Origin of the sequence: Limnothrix sp. PR1529 (assembly GCF_002742025.1) — a bacterium.
Taxonomy (GTDB): domain Bacteria; phylum Cyanobacteriota; class Cyanobacteriia; order CACIAM-69d; family CACIAM-69d; genus CACIAM-69d.
This window is the reverse complement of record NZ_LIRO01000023.1, coordinates 1-14,018: the sequence shown is the minus strand read 5'-3', so window position 1 is coordinate 14,018 and position 14,018 is coordinate 1. Positions and strand designations below refer to the sequence as shown.

The window sequence follows — 14,018 nt, the reverse complement described above, 5'->3', positions numbered from 1 at the left end:
TTGGGTGCGCCACAGCGGCCCCGCCCGATCGATCCTTTGGTTAGACGATCGCGCCGCCGATGCCGACCAGCGATCGGCCATCATTGCCGGGTTAAGCCTCCTGGCCGCCCAGCAACCGGATCTCCAAATTCGCCGCTACGGTTCCCACGCGCCGGAGCCACTACCCTTTGCTTGCGAGGAACTGGGCTGGCCCGATCGGGCCACCTTGGCCGCCGCGTTGCAAACGGCCCAACTGCACTTGGCCCCCTCCGCCGCCAACAGCGCCCTCCCCACCCTGCAAGCGATCGGCTGCGGTTGTGCGGCCCTGCTGGTGGGCGAAGATTTACCCCTGCATCCCACCCTGTCCGCCGGGATTCACTACGGCACGGTGCTGCCCGTGGCCGAGTCGATCGCCCAAACCCTGCTGCAACTGACCACCGACGCAGTGTCGCGGGTGAACCTAGCCCAAACGGGACGAGCCACCGTGGAAACCCTCGGCATCGATCGCACTGCCAACGAACTGGAACAACTGCTGCGTCGTCTGCTGTTTTTAGAGTAGGCAATCGCTGAAATTTCGCTATCCTGGGGCCATTGGGACAATTTTGCTCAATCAGGAGTCCAAATAGGAGTCCAAAATGGTTCGTAAAATGGTGATGAGCTGCCGCATTCTCAACATGAAAGATGATCAGGCAGCCAAAGCAAGCGACCTAGCCTATTGGCGCAGTCAACCCGCCGAGGCCCGTTTGGCCGCCCTCGAAGAAATTCGCCGCGAATATCATCAATGGGCCTATGGTTTTGAACCCCGATTTCAGAGAGTTTATCGAGTGCTTAAACGCTAACCAAGTTCGCTATCTCGTTGTGGGTGGCTATGCCGTAGCATTCCATGGACACCCTCGATACACCAAAGATCTAGACATTTGGATTCAGCCAACCCTAGAAAATGCCCAAAAGGTGATTCAGGCTCTCGCTGCCTTTGGCTTTGCGAGCTTGAATCTAGTAGCTTCTGATTTTGCCCAATCCGATCAAGTGGTTCAGCTCGGTTATCCTCCCAATCGAATTGACTTAATCACGTCACCGGATGGAGTTGATTTTGAAACCTGCTATCAGAGCAAAATCGAGTCTGATCTAGATGGGCTAAAGATTTACTGGATTGACTTGGAAAACTTGCGGCTGAATAAAAAAGTATCGGGTAGATCCCAAGACCTAGCTGATTTAGAAAGTCTGGCAGGCTCTCAGGATCAAGCCTAAATTAGAGCTTCGAGAAATGTTTGAACTGTTTCTTTGTGACGAGATTCACAAGGTTAGCTGAGTTAATTTGACCAAGCAAGACTTAGATCACCAAACCTAAAATCATGAGCTTATTAGGTAACATCATCTGGCTGATTTTCGGTGGCCTCATCAGTGGGTTGGGCTACATCATCGGCGGCCTCAGCATGTGTTTAACGATTGTGGGAATCCCCTTTGGTCTTCAACAGGTTAAGGTTGGTTTGGCAACCATGACTCCCTTCGGTAAAGAAGTGGTGGCGGTGGAAAATGCCGATAGCCCTTTGCGGGTGATTTTGAATGTAATTTGGGTGTTTTTCTTTGGTTGGGCGATCGCCCTTTCACATCTGATCCATGGCGTGATTTTGGCGATCACAATCATTGGTTTGCCCTTTGCTAAACAACATTTCAAGCTGTTGGTGATGGCGCTGTTGCCCTTTGGCCGAGAACTCAAGGAAGTGGGGCGTTAATTCAGAAACACCGCGAGGCGAGGATGGTGAATCCTTGGGGCATGATTCTGGGCGGGCCCTGAAGCGATATACTGCTCACGGCATAGGGCTAATCAACAGGTATGGCGATTGCGCGGTTGGCCAGTTGGCCCGGACGAGCTTGGCGGTTGTGGCAACGAGGCGGCCTGGGGGCGATCGCCCAAAAATTGCGCACCAAACTCCGGCGGCGACTGTTGGGAGAACGGGCCCAACTAGCCGCTTGGGATCAATATCGCCGGGGTCTGTCGCCCGAGAATCGACGGCGATTTGCTGATCGAGCGGCGGCCCTGGAAAATCCGCCCCAAATCTCGATCATCATGCCCGTTTACAACACGCCAGAGCGTTGGCTGACGGAAGCGATCGAGTCTGTGCGGGCCCAAATTTATCCCCATTGGGAGCTGTGCATTGCCGATGATCGATCGCCCGATCCCCAGGTGAAGGCCACGCTCGATCGACTCGCGGCCGAGGATTCCCGAATCAAAGTGACCTACCGCGATCGCAATGGGGGAATTTCCGCTGCCTCCAATTCGGCCTTGGCCTTGGCCACCAGCGATTTTGTGGTGCTGATGGATCATGATGATCAACTGCCGGAACATGCCCTGCTGCGGGTGGCGGAAACCATCTTGGCCGATGATCCAGACTTGTTTTATTCCGATGAAGTGCTGGTAACTCCCGAAGGCGAGCCGATCGAGTTTGCTTTTCGGCCGGCCTTTTCGCTGGAGTTGCTGCGATCGCACCCCTACATCGTGCATTTGGTGGGGTTTCGGCGGTCTCTCTTGCAGGAAATTGGCGGGTTTCGGGAGTTTTTGACCGTTTCCCAGGACTATGACCTGATTTTGCGGGCCTGTGAGCGGGCCAAACGAATTAGCCACATTCCCGAAATTCTTTACCTGTGGCGACAACACCTGACCAGCACCGGCAATCAGCGCCGATCGGATGTGTTGGAGATTTCACGGGCCGTTTTAAGCGAACATTTAGATCGATCGGGCGATCCGGGTGAAGTGCAAACGGGATTTCGGTTTAATTATTTCCGAGTGCGCTATCCCCTCCAGGGCCCCATCCGTATTGCGATCGTGATCCCGACCAAAAATTGCGGAGAGTTGGTTAAACAATGCATTGATAGCATTGCCAAAACCGTGCATCAGGTCGCCTACGAAATTGTTTTGATCGATCACGATTCCAATGATCCGAAATCCATTCGCTATTTTCGATCCCTTAAGGATCAACATCGCGTTTTAAATTATTCTGGCCCTTTTAATTTTTCAGCGATTAATAATTGGGCCGTTGCCCAGTTGCCGCCCGGGCATTTCACCCACTATCTCTTTTGCAATAACGATATTGAGGCGATCGAGGATGGGTGGTTGGAGCGAATGGCAGAATTTGCCCAAAAACCAGACATTGGCATCGTGGGCGCTAAGTTGCTTTATCCCGATCGCTGCTACATCCAACATGCGGGCGTTTGTGTGGGAATGCATGGGATGGCGGAACATTTCGGCAAATTCATGCGGGATTCCTTGCCCTCTGGAGAGGCAGAACCGGGCTACATTGGCGCTCTAATTTCCTGTCGCGAAATGTCCTCGGTCACGGCCGCTTGTTTGCTAATGCGGGCCGATACCTTCGCCAAAATTGGTGGCTATGACGAGTCTTTGGCCGTTGGGTTTGGGGATGTGGATCTGTGTTTGCGGGCCCGAGAAGTGGGTTATCGGGCGGTTTTTTGCGCCGATGCCACCTTGGTTCACCACGAATCCTATACGCGGGGCAAAACCTTTGAAGGGGATCCGCACCCGGAAGATTCCGCCAAGTTTTTTAAACGCTGGAAATCGATGATTCAAGCAACCGATCCCTACTTCAATCCCAATTTGGATATTACGCGCCAAGATTGGGCCATGAAGGAGTTGGAAATTCCCGAAAAACCCCGATCGCGCTGTTACGACACCCAAACCCACCAGTTCCGATCGCTCTAGGATAGCCATGGGGGCGATCGCCGGGAGAATTTCCCTCAATCTGATCCCGATCGGGGTAATTTTGGGCAAGGTGTACCTAGAGATCTGACCGACCTGAGAGATCTACAGAGATCTGATCAGCGAAATCTGATCAGCGAGATCTGACTCAGCCCCCTCAATTCCACTTCAAAGGGGCCAGCCCCGAAGCCCCGGTGGCCGATGAGGGTCTGAAGACAGGGTTGCAGACAGGCTCCCGATCGCGGCTGCCCCGATCGCGGCCGTCCTGTGGCATTGGTTGTTTTGTGGCATTGGGTGAACGCGGGTGAACGATCGACCCCAAATTACGGTGGTGTTTGCCATCACCGCTGACGGCAAAATCAGCGATGCGCATGGGTCGCCGGGACGCTTTGGCAGTCCGGCCGATCGCGCACATTTGGAAAAACAAGTGGCCCAAGCCGATGCGGTGTTGATGGGAGCCGGAACCCTCCGCTCGGAAGGGTTGGCCATGCCGGTTCTGAGTCCAGAACTCATTCAGGGGCGAGTTGACCAGGGCAAACCTCCGCAACCCACCCAAATTATCTGTTCTGCCTCCGGGGCGATCAACCCTGGCTATGGCTTCTTTCGCCAGGCCGTGCCCCGATGGCTGTTGACCACGGAAGCCGGATCTCGGCAATGGCTCGATCGCTGGTCTGCCTCAGGAGATTCCGAGGATCCATCCCCCCATTCAAAAGCAGCCAATGGATTTGATCGGATCTTGCTCGGCCCGTTGGGCGATCGGGATTTTCAATGGCCCGAAATTCTCGCCCAACTGGCCCAGGAAGGAATCCAACAGCTCGCCGTCTTGGGTGGTGGGAACTTGGTCGGCTCCCTATTGTCAATGAGAGCGATCGATCACCTGTGGCTGACGGTTTGCCCCCTGTTGGTGGGTGGAGCCGCCGCCCCCACGCCCATGGATGGTGTGGGTTTGCCGCTTCACGGGGCCCAGTGGCTCAATTTGGTCAGTGCCGAAGCCCAAGGCCAAGAAGTGTTCTTGCATTACCAGCGGCGCGACACCGAACCTTAGCGCCCGGTGGGTTTCTGCTTCTTGTTCTGCTGTTTGTTGCCCTTCCCCGAACCCGAGGTTTCCTATGCTTGCCTCTCGCCGTTTCCCCCGTCCCGATCGCTTATTGCAATTTCTGAGTCAATCTCGGAGTCAATCTCGGAGCCAATCTCGAAGCCAAACAATCCATTGGCTGTTGGCCCAAACCCTGCGCCATCGCCAGGCAACCCCGCAACCAACCGCGCGATCGGGCTTTACCTTGCTGGAACTGTTGGTGGTGCTGTTGATGGTGACCATTCTGATGGCCATTAGCGCACCCGTTTGGCTGTCGATGGTGGATGGCCAACGGCTCGGAGCCGCCCAAGACGATGCGTTTCGGGCCCTGCGATCGGCCCAATCCAAAGCCAGACAGCAACGACGACCCTGGGAAGCCTGTTTTCGCACCAACCCAGAGGACAAGCGTGCCATTCAATATTCTGTGCATCCCGCCGTGGGCGCAAAATGCAGCAAAGCCGTTTGGCGGCCCCTGGGAGCTGAAGCATCGACCTATGCCGCGATCGACGGCGGGAAATCAGACTTCACTCGCGACGGCGGGAGTTATGTGGTGCAGTTTAATGGTCGCGGCTGGCTAGCTTCTTCTCAGGACGGCACTGAGTTTAGTAGCAATGACAATGCCGGAAAGCGGATCACCTTCCAAATGGCAGGCCGTCCTGATTTGACCGATCGAAGCTGTGTTTATGTGGAAACCTTGCTGGGTTCCCTGCGAGCCGGGCGCAATGATCGTTGTGTCTCATCACCAACACCCTAGGAGTGCTTCAACCTGCGCGGTTACTCCACCACATCACGGGCATATTCTTCATTCACAGCCCGACGGGGAATGGTGCAAAAACGCTTGACCGTCAGGGCAATTGTCTTTTTAGGAACGCCGCCCTTGAGATAAATGTCATATTCCATGGCCAAGGTTTTTTCGGAAGCAATATAGGCCTTGACCATAATATATTCACTGTTAATGGCATTCACGCACTCCAAACATTGGGCGCGGGTGGCCGTTTCCGCAATGCCAAAAAGAGTCAGCAATCGCACCCGATCCTTGTTCTCGCTCAGGAACACATAGCACTTGATTTCTTCCTGAATCAGAATGTCGCCATCGTCATCGATCGAAACATCCATCAGCGCTTCATCAAAGATGGATTGCAACAGAGCTTTTGAAGCATTATCAGGTGTGACTAGCTCTTCGTTCATGATTTTGGCCTGCGATGAATGGATGTGATGATTGTTGTTGGCCGAGTGGTGGTTAAAAGTCATTCAGCAAGATCAATTCAGAAAGATTAATTGAGGACTGTGGCCAACAGGATGTTGAGTCCGTTCTTGTTTCGGCCTAATCTTAACAAGCGAAAGTGGGGACTGATGGCGTTGTGGTGGCGGGCAGATCGGCAATGCGGTTTTTAGTGGAAGGTTGGCTGTCGGCTCCCCACTCCTACACAACGGTGAACCAGTTCCAATGCTTGGCACTACTGGAGCGATCGGGGCTGCAACTGTTTCATCGCGAGCAACCCTTGGCCCATGGTTGGCAGCCGATCGCGGGGCAATTGGATCCGGAGCGATCGCGTCGATTGGCCCAAATTCCGGCCCCCGATGGCGACCCGGTGGATGGACTATTGCGGATCGATTCGCCCTACCGATTGGAGCCAGACCCGATCGCCCGTCGATCGTTTGTGTTTGCCACGGCGGAATTTGGCAAGCTGCACCATGAATATTGGCAATGGATGGGGTGCGCCCAAAAAACGAGCAAATGGGCGGCGGCCGGGGGCGATCGGGGAGCCGTGGTGCTCACCCCTTCGGCCTGGTCGCGACAAGGGCTAATCCACAGCGGCGCAGCGCCCGATCGGGTCGTGGTGTTGCCCCATGGGGTCGATCCCCAGATTTATCACCCCTTGGCAACGGCCGATCGGGCGAATCTGCGGCGAGCCTGGGATTGGGAGGGTTGCCAAGTCTTGCTGAACGTGGGGGGCACGATTCCCCGCAAGGGTGGCGATTTGTTGATTTTGGCGTTGGGGACAGTGATGGAGCGATCGCCCCAATTACGTTGGGTTTTGAAGGCCAATGACGCGGTTTATGGACGCGATCGGGGGCGAGCCGCCTGGGTGAATCAGGTGCGATCGCTGTTGCCGACCGATCGGGCCCAACGGTTGCTCGATCGAACGATTTATCTCAACAAATTTTTGTCCTACCAAGACATGGCCAAGCTTTATCAAGCGGCCGATGGCTATGTGTCGCCCTACCGCGCGGAGGGGTTTAACCTGCCCGTGTTGGAAGCGATCGGCTGTGGGTTACCGGTCATTTGCACCCAAGGTGGGCCCACCGATGAATTCACCAACCCCGCCTTCACCCTCCCGATCGCCAGCCAACTGATTGAGAAACCCGTTCAATACCCGGATGGCGTTTCCGAAACCGTTTGGATGTGGGAGCCGGATTGCGATGCCCTGGTTGATTGTCTCGAAACCTGGCTCGATCGCCCCCAATGGCAAACGGCGACCCGGACGGCCGGCCCCGCTTGGGTGCAAAGCCGGTTCACCTGGGATCACGCCGTGGATAAACTCCTGAGCCTGGTGGCCCAGCAACCCTAGTGCGCCCGAGCCACCAAAGCCCGGTGACGCACCGTAGTGGATTGGACAGTGATCAGCTCAAAGCCCGCTTGCTCGATCGCCTCGCCCAAATCCAGCGCAAAGTACTGATCCAAAAACGGCTCCGTACTCTTGAGCAGGGTCAGGATATAGGGCGGCATTTGGGCATAGATCTGGGACTTGGGGTTCATGTCCATAATTCCCAGATAGCCGCCGGGTTTCAGCAACCGCCGGGCCTCTTGCAAAATCGCGATCGCCGCCGTCTGGGGCAGCTCATGGTATAGCAGGCAAGCCGAAACTAAGTCATAGCTCGCGGCCGGTAAGCCGGTGTTTTCCGCTGCCGCATGAATCCAACGGGGCTGGGCCCGACCGGGATTCATCGGGGAATGGTGAGTGTTGTAGGCGGCCACCGCCAGGAAATTCGGCGACAGATCCACCCCCGTCAGTTGGGCTTGGGGATAAATTCGCTGCAAGGCAAAGGTGCTCATCCCCACGCTGCATCCCAAGTCCACAATCTCCCGAGGCTCGATCGCCACCGTGGCCTTCAGCACGTCATGGTAAGCGGCCCGCAATTTTGCGTCCCCTTCCGGAGTTTTTTCGCCAAAAATGGTGGAATGCACCGAATAGGCCGCCACTTCCACCTCGCTGGCCGGCTCCCAGCCCAAATTCCCCTCAGGATAGGCGTGGAAAGGATTGAGGTAATAGTCCGGATAGGTGAGGTTGGGGTTGCTGACCTGGGCCAGTTCCGCCGACCAATCCCGATTTTGCAACTCAGCGGCCGTCTTGCGCCAGGGAATGCCCATGCTTTCGGCCCGCTCAATCATCATCTTGCGGGCGCGGCTACGAGCAAAATTAGCCAGGGGTTTGATGGACAGCAGCCCATTCACCAAACGCGAGGCGGGGCCGGGTTTCACAAAGGCAGTGGCGGTCATGGAAAGGTCAGGCAATAGTTGTTTGGGTTAAAGCTTTTTTGAGTTAAAGCTTTGGGATGGAATTTTTAGGATGGAATCTTTGGGATGGAATCTTTGGGATGAAATCTTTGGGGCTAATTGAGTTTTTGGAAGTTTTTTGAATTTCTTTGAATTTTGAAGATTGAGTTTTGAGGGTTGGATTTGGATTTTTTGGATATTGTATCAGTCCTCACGGTTGCGGTTCGACCCACCACCAGGACAACTGAATCGCGCAGGGCGATCGCGCAGTTGGTCGCTTCCCAAGCCGTGAGCTATGATGCTGCCTGAATTTGCGAAAACCGCCGCCCAGGGAAGAAACCCTGAATCTTGATGCGATCGCCCAACCCAGAAACCTTGAGCATGGTGCTGAAAGTCGCGGTCTTGTCCGTGGTGCTGTCGGTGGCCATCAAGCTAACTGCCTATGGATCGATCGGCACGCCGCCAGACTGGGTGGCTTGGGTCATGATCCTGTTGCCATCGCTGATTTTGGCGGGTTGGATGTGGCAGCAGAGCAAACCCGATCGCCCGTAGATTGCCCGTAAGTCATCCGTAAATCACCCCAACATCCATAGATCACCATAGATCACCAGATCACCCCAAGATCACTCCAAGCAATTGCCCCGTAAATCACCCCGCAAATCGCCCAGACAGTTACGCGGGAAATCGCCCAGACAGTTGCACAGGAAATTGCACAAGAAATCGCACAGGACGCTCGGTTCATGACCCTCGGACGCTGGTTAGGCTTACTGGTTTTTATTGCGGCCCTGTATGTGCTGTGGGCTGTGCGGCAGTTGGTGCTGATGATTTTTGGGGCGATCGCCATTGCCGTCGCGATCGACCGGTTGGCCCGCGCCCTGCTCACCCTCCAGTTTCGGGGGCGCAACCTGCTCCAGGATCGAACAAAGGCAATTTTTGGGGCGATCGGGCTGTTGGTGGCTTTTTTCTTGGGGGCCATGTTGTTGGTTGTGCCCCCCTTTGCGGCTCAGTTTCGGGAGCTGACCGAGTTGGTTCCCGTGGCGCTCGATCGCCTCGATACCTGGTTCAGCAACCTTTCCCAACAACCCTTGGGCCAGTGGTTACAAACGGTTCTCCCCAACCCCGACTTCCGCAGTTTGCTCACCCAGGCCCAACCGGCCATTAATCCGCTCTTTCGGGGTGGGTTTGCCCTGTTTGCCAGCACCCTGGGCGGGTTCTTCAACCTGCTGTTGGTGACCATCTTGGCCCTGATGATGCTGTTCGATCCATTGCCCTATCGCAATGCCTTCGTGCAGCTCTTTCCCTCCTTCTATCGGCGGCGGGTGATTACGATTCTCGATCGCTGCCGCAATTCTCTCGATGCTTGGCTGTTGGGCATTTTGTTGAACATGTCGATCATCGGTGTCCTCAGCGGCACGGGGTTGGCCTTGATGGGGGTGAAGCTGGCCCTGGCCCACGGGGTTTTGGCGGGTTTGCTGACGTTCATTCCCAATGTGGGGCCGGTGTTGAGTGTGTTGCCGCCAATGTTGGTGGCGCTGTTGGATGATCCGCTCAAGTCCCTGTTGGTGCTGGGTTGGTACGTGATTGTGCAGCAGTTGGAAACCAATTTGCTCACGCCGATGGTGATGTCCAAACAGGTGTCCCTGTTACCGGCCGTGACGCTGATTGCCCAAATCTTTTTTGCGACCTTTTTTGGGTTCACGGGGCTGGTGTTGGCGTTGCCGCTGACCGTGGTGGCCCAAGTTTGGTTCCAGGCATTGTTGGTTGAGGATGTGCTGGATCATTGGGATCAGGGGCCGCGTTGGCTGCGATCGAGCCGCGAAGGGGCGATCGACCCCGACCCTGAACAGGCGCTACCGGCGGCCGTGGCTGTGGGCGGCGACGATTCTCAGACTCCTGAGCCATCAGACTCCTGACCGACATGATTGGCGATCGCGACCCATACAGCACCTTGGATTGTTGAGTTGAATTTTTGATCAAAACAGCCCATCATCCCCCACCGCCGCGAAACCTAGATCGCGCGATGGCAGCCACCCGGCTAAAATGGCAACAACTCACCACTTGCTCATGGTTGGGGCAAGTGCTTGCGCTACATGGCCTTTAGCGACAGTCGGCGCTACTATCAAATTTTGGAATTGGAACCTGGCGCTTCAGCCGAGGAAGTGAACCAGGCTTACAAAGACCTGGCTTTCGTTTGGCATCCCGATCGGATCCCAGACGACAATCCCCGTTTGAAAGCCAAGGCCCAAGAGAAGCTGAAGCAGCTCAATGAAGCGCGGGGCTTTTTTCGGGCCCATTTTCGGCAGCGGCCCAACAGCGGGGCCCCAACGGAACGAACCACCGCCCAACCCCACGGGCGATCGACGGCCCATCACCACAAAAATCCATACCATGCCGGTGTGCATCACCAAGGGGCTAGCCATAGTGCCAGCCACGGTGCGAATCACAGCGCAAACCACGGCACAAACCACGGCGCAAACCACGGCACGAACCATAACGGCTCCGCTCAAGGATTTGGGGTCAATGGGCAATCAACCCCCAAGGCGGGGGCCTATGGAGCCAGTGCCAATGGTTCCGGTGGATATAGCACCTATGGATACAGCACCCAAGGCCCATCAACGGGGTCGGTTCATGGCCAAGGCATCCATCCCGAACCGGAGCCGTTCGCTTGGAAAACACCACGCCGATCGCCCTTTAATAGCCATCCCCCCGGTGACCCCACGACGGAAACGACCGCCAATCGATCGCCCGAACCACCCCCACGACGACCTCGCCCCCCGATCGTGCCGCCCCAATGGCAAGATCAACCGCCGCCTCGTCCCGCTGCCGATTTGAGCGGAGCCAAGATGCGCGGGGCCAACCTGCGGGAACGGGATTTTGCGAGCCGAAACCTCAGCGGGGCTGACCTCGCGGGAGCTGATTTGACGGATGCCTTTATGCACCGCGTGAACCTGAGCGGGGCCAACCTGAGCGGGGCCCGGTTGTTTCGGGCCAATCTGCTGCAAGCGAACCTGAGCGGGGCCGACCTGAGCGGCACGGACTTGATCGGGGCTGACCTGAGTGGGGCTGATCTCCGGGGAGCCAATTTGACCAATGCCAAAATGACCGTCGGTGGGCGGCTGATGGTGCGGTTAACGGGGGCCAAGCTGGATGGGGCGATCGTTCCGGCGGATCTGAGGCGATCGCCCTAGCGATGGGTCAGGATTGCACCCCAGTCCTGGAATTGCACCTAAGCTTCCCAATCCGGACAAGCACCCTCTGTCCAACCAAAGGGATACATCCCACAGATCAGCAGCGTGCCGTTGTAGACCCGGCCATGGTAGTGACGACAGCCCACACAGGCGGCATGGCGGTCAACCGGCGGCACTTTGGGGTTGAGTTGGTCGTAAAGCGCATCGTATTGGTTCAGGGTCGGCGGGGCCAACGCTGCCCGATCGCCCTCCGATTCCGGTTCTTCGGTGGTGAAAGGATTGGCCGGAAAACCGGTTTCTGCCCAGTCTGACCATAGGGGCGCTAACCAATCGTTCACCTCGGTGGCCCACTGTTCGATCGCCCCGTCCACCTCCTGGCACAGTCGATCAACCTCAATTCCCCACTGTTCAGCCAAATGGGTTTCCACTTGCTCCTGAAGGTCAAGGGCCGTTTGCTCCAGTTCCCGGGCCGAATCCATCAGCCATTGATCCACCTGGGTCACGGTTGATTCCACCGACTCGGCCATGGTGATGATCACTGCATCCAACGTGGCTTCCACTTCCCGGGCGATCGGCTCCCAATCCCGGGCGATGGGAGTCAACCACTGTTCAAGATTCTTAGCCCAGTTCCCGGCCCAATCATCTTTCCAATCGTCCATTCATATCTCCGCGTTTCCGCTTGGGGCCCCATGTCACCAACTGCCGCCACCTCGGTGATGCGATCGAGGGGCCAACTTGAGGGGCTATTCCCAGCTTAAGAGCTGGATCCCGATCACTGCCAAGGGGGGCCCTCTAAATTCCTGGGGGTAATTCTTGGGGGTAATTCCTGGGGGTAATTCCTGGGGGTAATTCCGAGAGACGATCGGTTATCTCCTCAAAGCGGGACAGGATCCCGATCGCCCCGCCACGGGTGTTTGCGCCTATGATGCCTACTATGATGTGCGTTGCACTTTTGCGCTGCTGCCTTTGAAGGCGCGATTTTTTTCCGGTACTTGCCCATGGATACTTCAATCAACCTGCTGGCCAACACCATCCTGCAATTCGTCAATATCTATACGCTGGTGATCTTCATTCGGATTCTGCTGAGTTGGTTTCCGAACATCGATTGGTTCTCCCAGCCCTTTGCCACGGTGGGGCAGTTAACCGATCCTTACCTGAACCTGTTTCGATCGATCATCCCGCCCTTGGGTGGCTTAGATTTTTCGCCCATGCTGGCCATTTTGGCGCTGCAATTGCTGTCCCAATTAGTCAGCAGCGCTGTGATGGCCTTGTAGCCAAAGGGCCCGGTCACCAATGGCTCAAAGCTGGCCCGGAGACGAGGGGCGATCGGGCTGGTGTTGTTGCTGGCGATAGAGACCATAGCCAATGGCGAAGGGTTTCAGCAGCCCATACAAACCAGCCAACACGCCCCAAATCAACCCAATCACCAGGGCCGGACGATGGGCCGCCAAGTCGTTGGCCATCCGCTCCAGCAAGGTATGGGGCTGGGTGAACAAGTCCCAACTGTTGAAGCGCCAAAACCGACCCACAAACACCCCCACCGCCGACAGGCCATGGAGCAACTGTTCCATGGGCGGAATCCAGCGGCTGCGCCCGATCGCCCGGAGCCATCCATCCAGCCACACCAGCGACCAAACATAGGCTCCAAAGCCCACGGCCACAAACAGAACGTATTGCGGAATCACGATCATCACCGTGGCCCAAAGGGACGTGTAGCGATAGCGAATGTCATTGACCAGATGAATCAAATCGGTCAAGACATAGGGCGCATTGGGCAAAAACAAAATGAACACGATCGCCAGCCCCCACCATAGGGGCGATCGGGGCGATCGAGCGGGGCGGTGTCGAAAGAGCCAAGCGGCAATCCCCAAAGGGACAATGGCCAAGAATAAATTCCAAGCCATCCAATAGCTGTTATCAGCCCAGAGTGCGATCGTAATCCGCAGCCACTGCGCCAATGTTTTGAGAAGGGGTTCCATAGCCGATCGCCTTGATCAGAAGCGTGTGAGATCAGAAGCGTTTAAAAACGGATCAGATTGAGTCAGGCAGATTCAACCGGGCAAATTCAATCAGGCAAATTCAATCAGGCAAGTTAAATCAGGCAAGTTAAGCCGGGCAAATTTAACCAGATAGATTCAACCAGGCAAGCTATAGTCATTTCAAATAAGAACGAGACAGTCTACCTGCTTGGGGCTGGTACGATGCCACCAGCTCATCCAGGGATGTCTCGTCTGACTCATAGGCTCGCTTCTTCTTGAGGGCCGCAAAATCCCCTTCAATCGGATTGAAGTCTGGAGAATAAGGCGGCAGAAATAACACTCGATGACCGGCCTGCTCCATTAACTCCGTTACCCTGTGGGGTCGATGAAACGCCGCATTGTCCAGGACTAAAACCGAGGGTTGAAGCAGCGACGGAATTAACTGTTCGCTTAACCACTGCTCAAACAATTGCGCTGTCACTGAACCTGGAAACAACAACGGCGCTAACCACTCTTGGCGAGTTCGAGCGGCCAGCAGGTTTTCTCTTGGACGACGCTCGCCACTCCGCTCTCCATAGACGGGAAC

At 56.0% G+C, this 14,018-nt stretch carries 17 protein-coding genes; 12 read left to right on the top strand and 5 right to left on the bottom strand.

Annotated elements, in window-relative coordinates; translation table 11 throughout:
• From AMR42_RS20205 to AMR42_RS04195, 7 genes are all read left to right on the top strand, one after another.
• Positions 1–538, top strand: a 538-nt coding sequence (locus tag AMR42_RS20205) for a hypothetical protein (RefSeq protein ID WP_158234345.1), incomplete at its 5' end; no start/stop codon positions are given.
• Positions 539–614: 76 nt separating this feature from the next.
• Positions 615–818 carry a hypothetical protein gene (locus AMR42_RS04220; protein WP_199291641.1) on the top strand — a complete coding sequence of 68 codons (204 nt, stop codon included), beginning with the start codon at positions 615–617 and terminating at the stop codon, positions 816–818.
• Positions 769–1,227, top strand: a complete 459-nt coding sequence (locus AMR42_RS21560) for a DUF6036 family nucleotidyltransferase (protein WP_099532222.1) — start codon at positions 769–771, stop codon at positions 1,225–1,227. The genes AMR42_RS04220 and AMR42_RS21560 overlap by 50 nt, the downstream gene beginning before the upstream one ends.
• A 104-nt stretch (positions 1,228–1,331) precedes the next feature.
• Complete coding sequence (locus AMR42_RS04210; protein WP_099532221.1) at positions 1,332–1,712, top strand: YccF domain-containing protein; 381 nt, start codon at positions 1,332–1,334, stop codon at positions 1,710–1,712.
• Between the two features lie 101 nt (positions 1,713–1,813).
• Complete coding sequence (locus AMR42_RS04205; RefSeq protein ID WP_099532220.1) at positions 1,814–3,694, top strand: glycosyltransferase family 2 protein; 1,881 nt, start codon at positions 1,814–1,816, stop codon at positions 3,692–3,694.
• Positions 3,695–3,995: 301 nt separating this feature from the next.
• Positions 3,996–4,736, top strand: a complete 741-nt coding sequence (locus AMR42_RS04200) for a RibD family protein (RefSeq protein WP_099532219.1) — start codon at positions 3,996–3,998, stop codon at positions 4,734–4,736.
• A 64-nt stretch (positions 4,737–4,800) separates the two neighbouring features.
• Positions 4,801–5,520 (top strand): prepilin-type N-terminal cleavage/methylation domain-containing protein, encoded by a 720-nt coding sequence (locus AMR42_RS04195; protein WP_099532218.1) that lies wholly within the window; start codon positions 4,801–4,803, stop codon positions 5,518–5,520.
• A gap of 20 nt (positions 5,521–5,540) precedes the next feature.
• Here the strand turns inward: AMR42_RS04195 and AMR42_RS04190 are convergent, their stop codons facing one another.
• A complete protein-coding gene (locus AMR42_RS04190; RefSeq protein ID WP_158234344.1) occupies positions 5,541–5,954 on the bottom strand; it encodes a YbjN domain-containing protein in 414 nt (137 codons plus the stop codon).
• A 194-nt stretch (positions 5,955–6,148) separates the two neighbouring features.
• On the opposite strand from AMR42_RS04190, the gene AMR42_RS04185 reads away from it, so the two are divergent.
• A complete protein-coding gene (locus AMR42_RS04185) occupies positions 6,149–7,339 on the top strand; it encodes a glycosyltransferase family 4 protein (protein ID WP_099532216.1) in 1,191 nt (396 codons plus the stop codon).
• Here the strand turns inward: AMR42_RS04185 and AMR42_RS04180 are convergent.
• Positions 7,336–8,268 carry a class I SAM-dependent methyltransferase gene (locus AMR42_RS04180; RefSeq protein WP_099532215.1) on the bottom strand — a complete coding sequence of 311 codons (933 nt, stop codon included), beginning with the start codon at positions 8,266–8,268 and terminating at the stop codon, positions 7,336–7,338. The two genes, AMR42_RS04185 and AMR42_RS04180, sit on opposite strands and share 4 nt — an antisense overlap.
• Positions 8,269–8,616: 348 nt before the next feature.
• Between AMR42_RS04180 and AMR42_RS04175 the strand changes: the two genes are divergently transcribed.
• From AMR42_RS04175 to AMR42_RS04165, 3 genes are all read left to right on the top strand, one after another.
• Positions 8,617–8,817 carry a hypothetical protein gene (locus tag AMR42_RS04175; RefSeq protein ID WP_099532214.1) on the top strand — a complete coding sequence of 67 codons (201 nt, stop codon included), beginning with the start codon at positions 8,617–8,619 and terminating at the stop codon, positions 8,815–8,817.
• 188 nt (positions 8,818–9,005) lie between these two features.
• Entirely contained in the window at positions 9,006–10,178 is a 1,173-nt protein-coding gene (locus tag AMR42_RS04170; RefSeq protein WP_099532213.1) for an AI-2E family transporter, read from the top strand.
• A gap of 177 nt (positions 10,179–10,355) precedes the next feature.
• Complete coding sequence (locus AMR42_RS04165) at positions 10,356–11,453, top strand: pentapeptide repeat-containing protein (RefSeq protein ID WP_099532212.1); 1,098 nt, start codon at positions 10,356–10,358, stop codon at positions 11,451–11,453.
• A gap of 38 nt (positions 11,454–11,491) precedes the next feature.
• Here AMR42_RS04165 and AMR42_RS04160 read toward each other — a convergent pair whose 3' ends face one another.
• Positions 11,492–12,112, bottom strand: a complete 621-nt coding sequence (locus tag AMR42_RS04160) for a hypothetical protein (RefSeq protein WP_099532211.1) — start codon at positions 12,110–12,112, stop codon at positions 11,492–11,494.
• 339 nt (positions 12,113–12,451) lie between these two features.
• On the opposite strand from AMR42_RS04160, the gene AMR42_RS04155 reads away from it, so the two are divergent.
• Positions 12,452–12,727, top strand: a complete 276-nt coding sequence (locus tag AMR42_RS04155; protein ID WP_099532210.1) for a YggT family protein — start codon at positions 12,452–12,454, stop codon at positions 12,725–12,727.
• A 24-nt stretch (positions 12,728–12,751) separates the two neighbouring features.
• On the opposite strand, the gene AMR42_RS04150 is transcribed toward AMR42_RS04155, so the two are convergent.
• Together AMR42_RS04150 and AMR42_RS04145 are read right to left on the bottom strand one after the other, a co-directional pair.
• A complete protein-coding gene (locus AMR42_RS04150; protein WP_099532209.1) occupies positions 12,752–13,432 on the bottom strand; it encodes a DUF1361 domain-containing protein in 681 nt (226 codons plus the stop codon).
• A gap of 175 nt (positions 13,433–13,607) precedes the next feature.
• On the bottom strand, positions 13,608–14,018 hold a 411-nt coding region (locus AMR42_RS04145; protein ID WP_143472923.1), incomplete at its 5' end, for a transposase.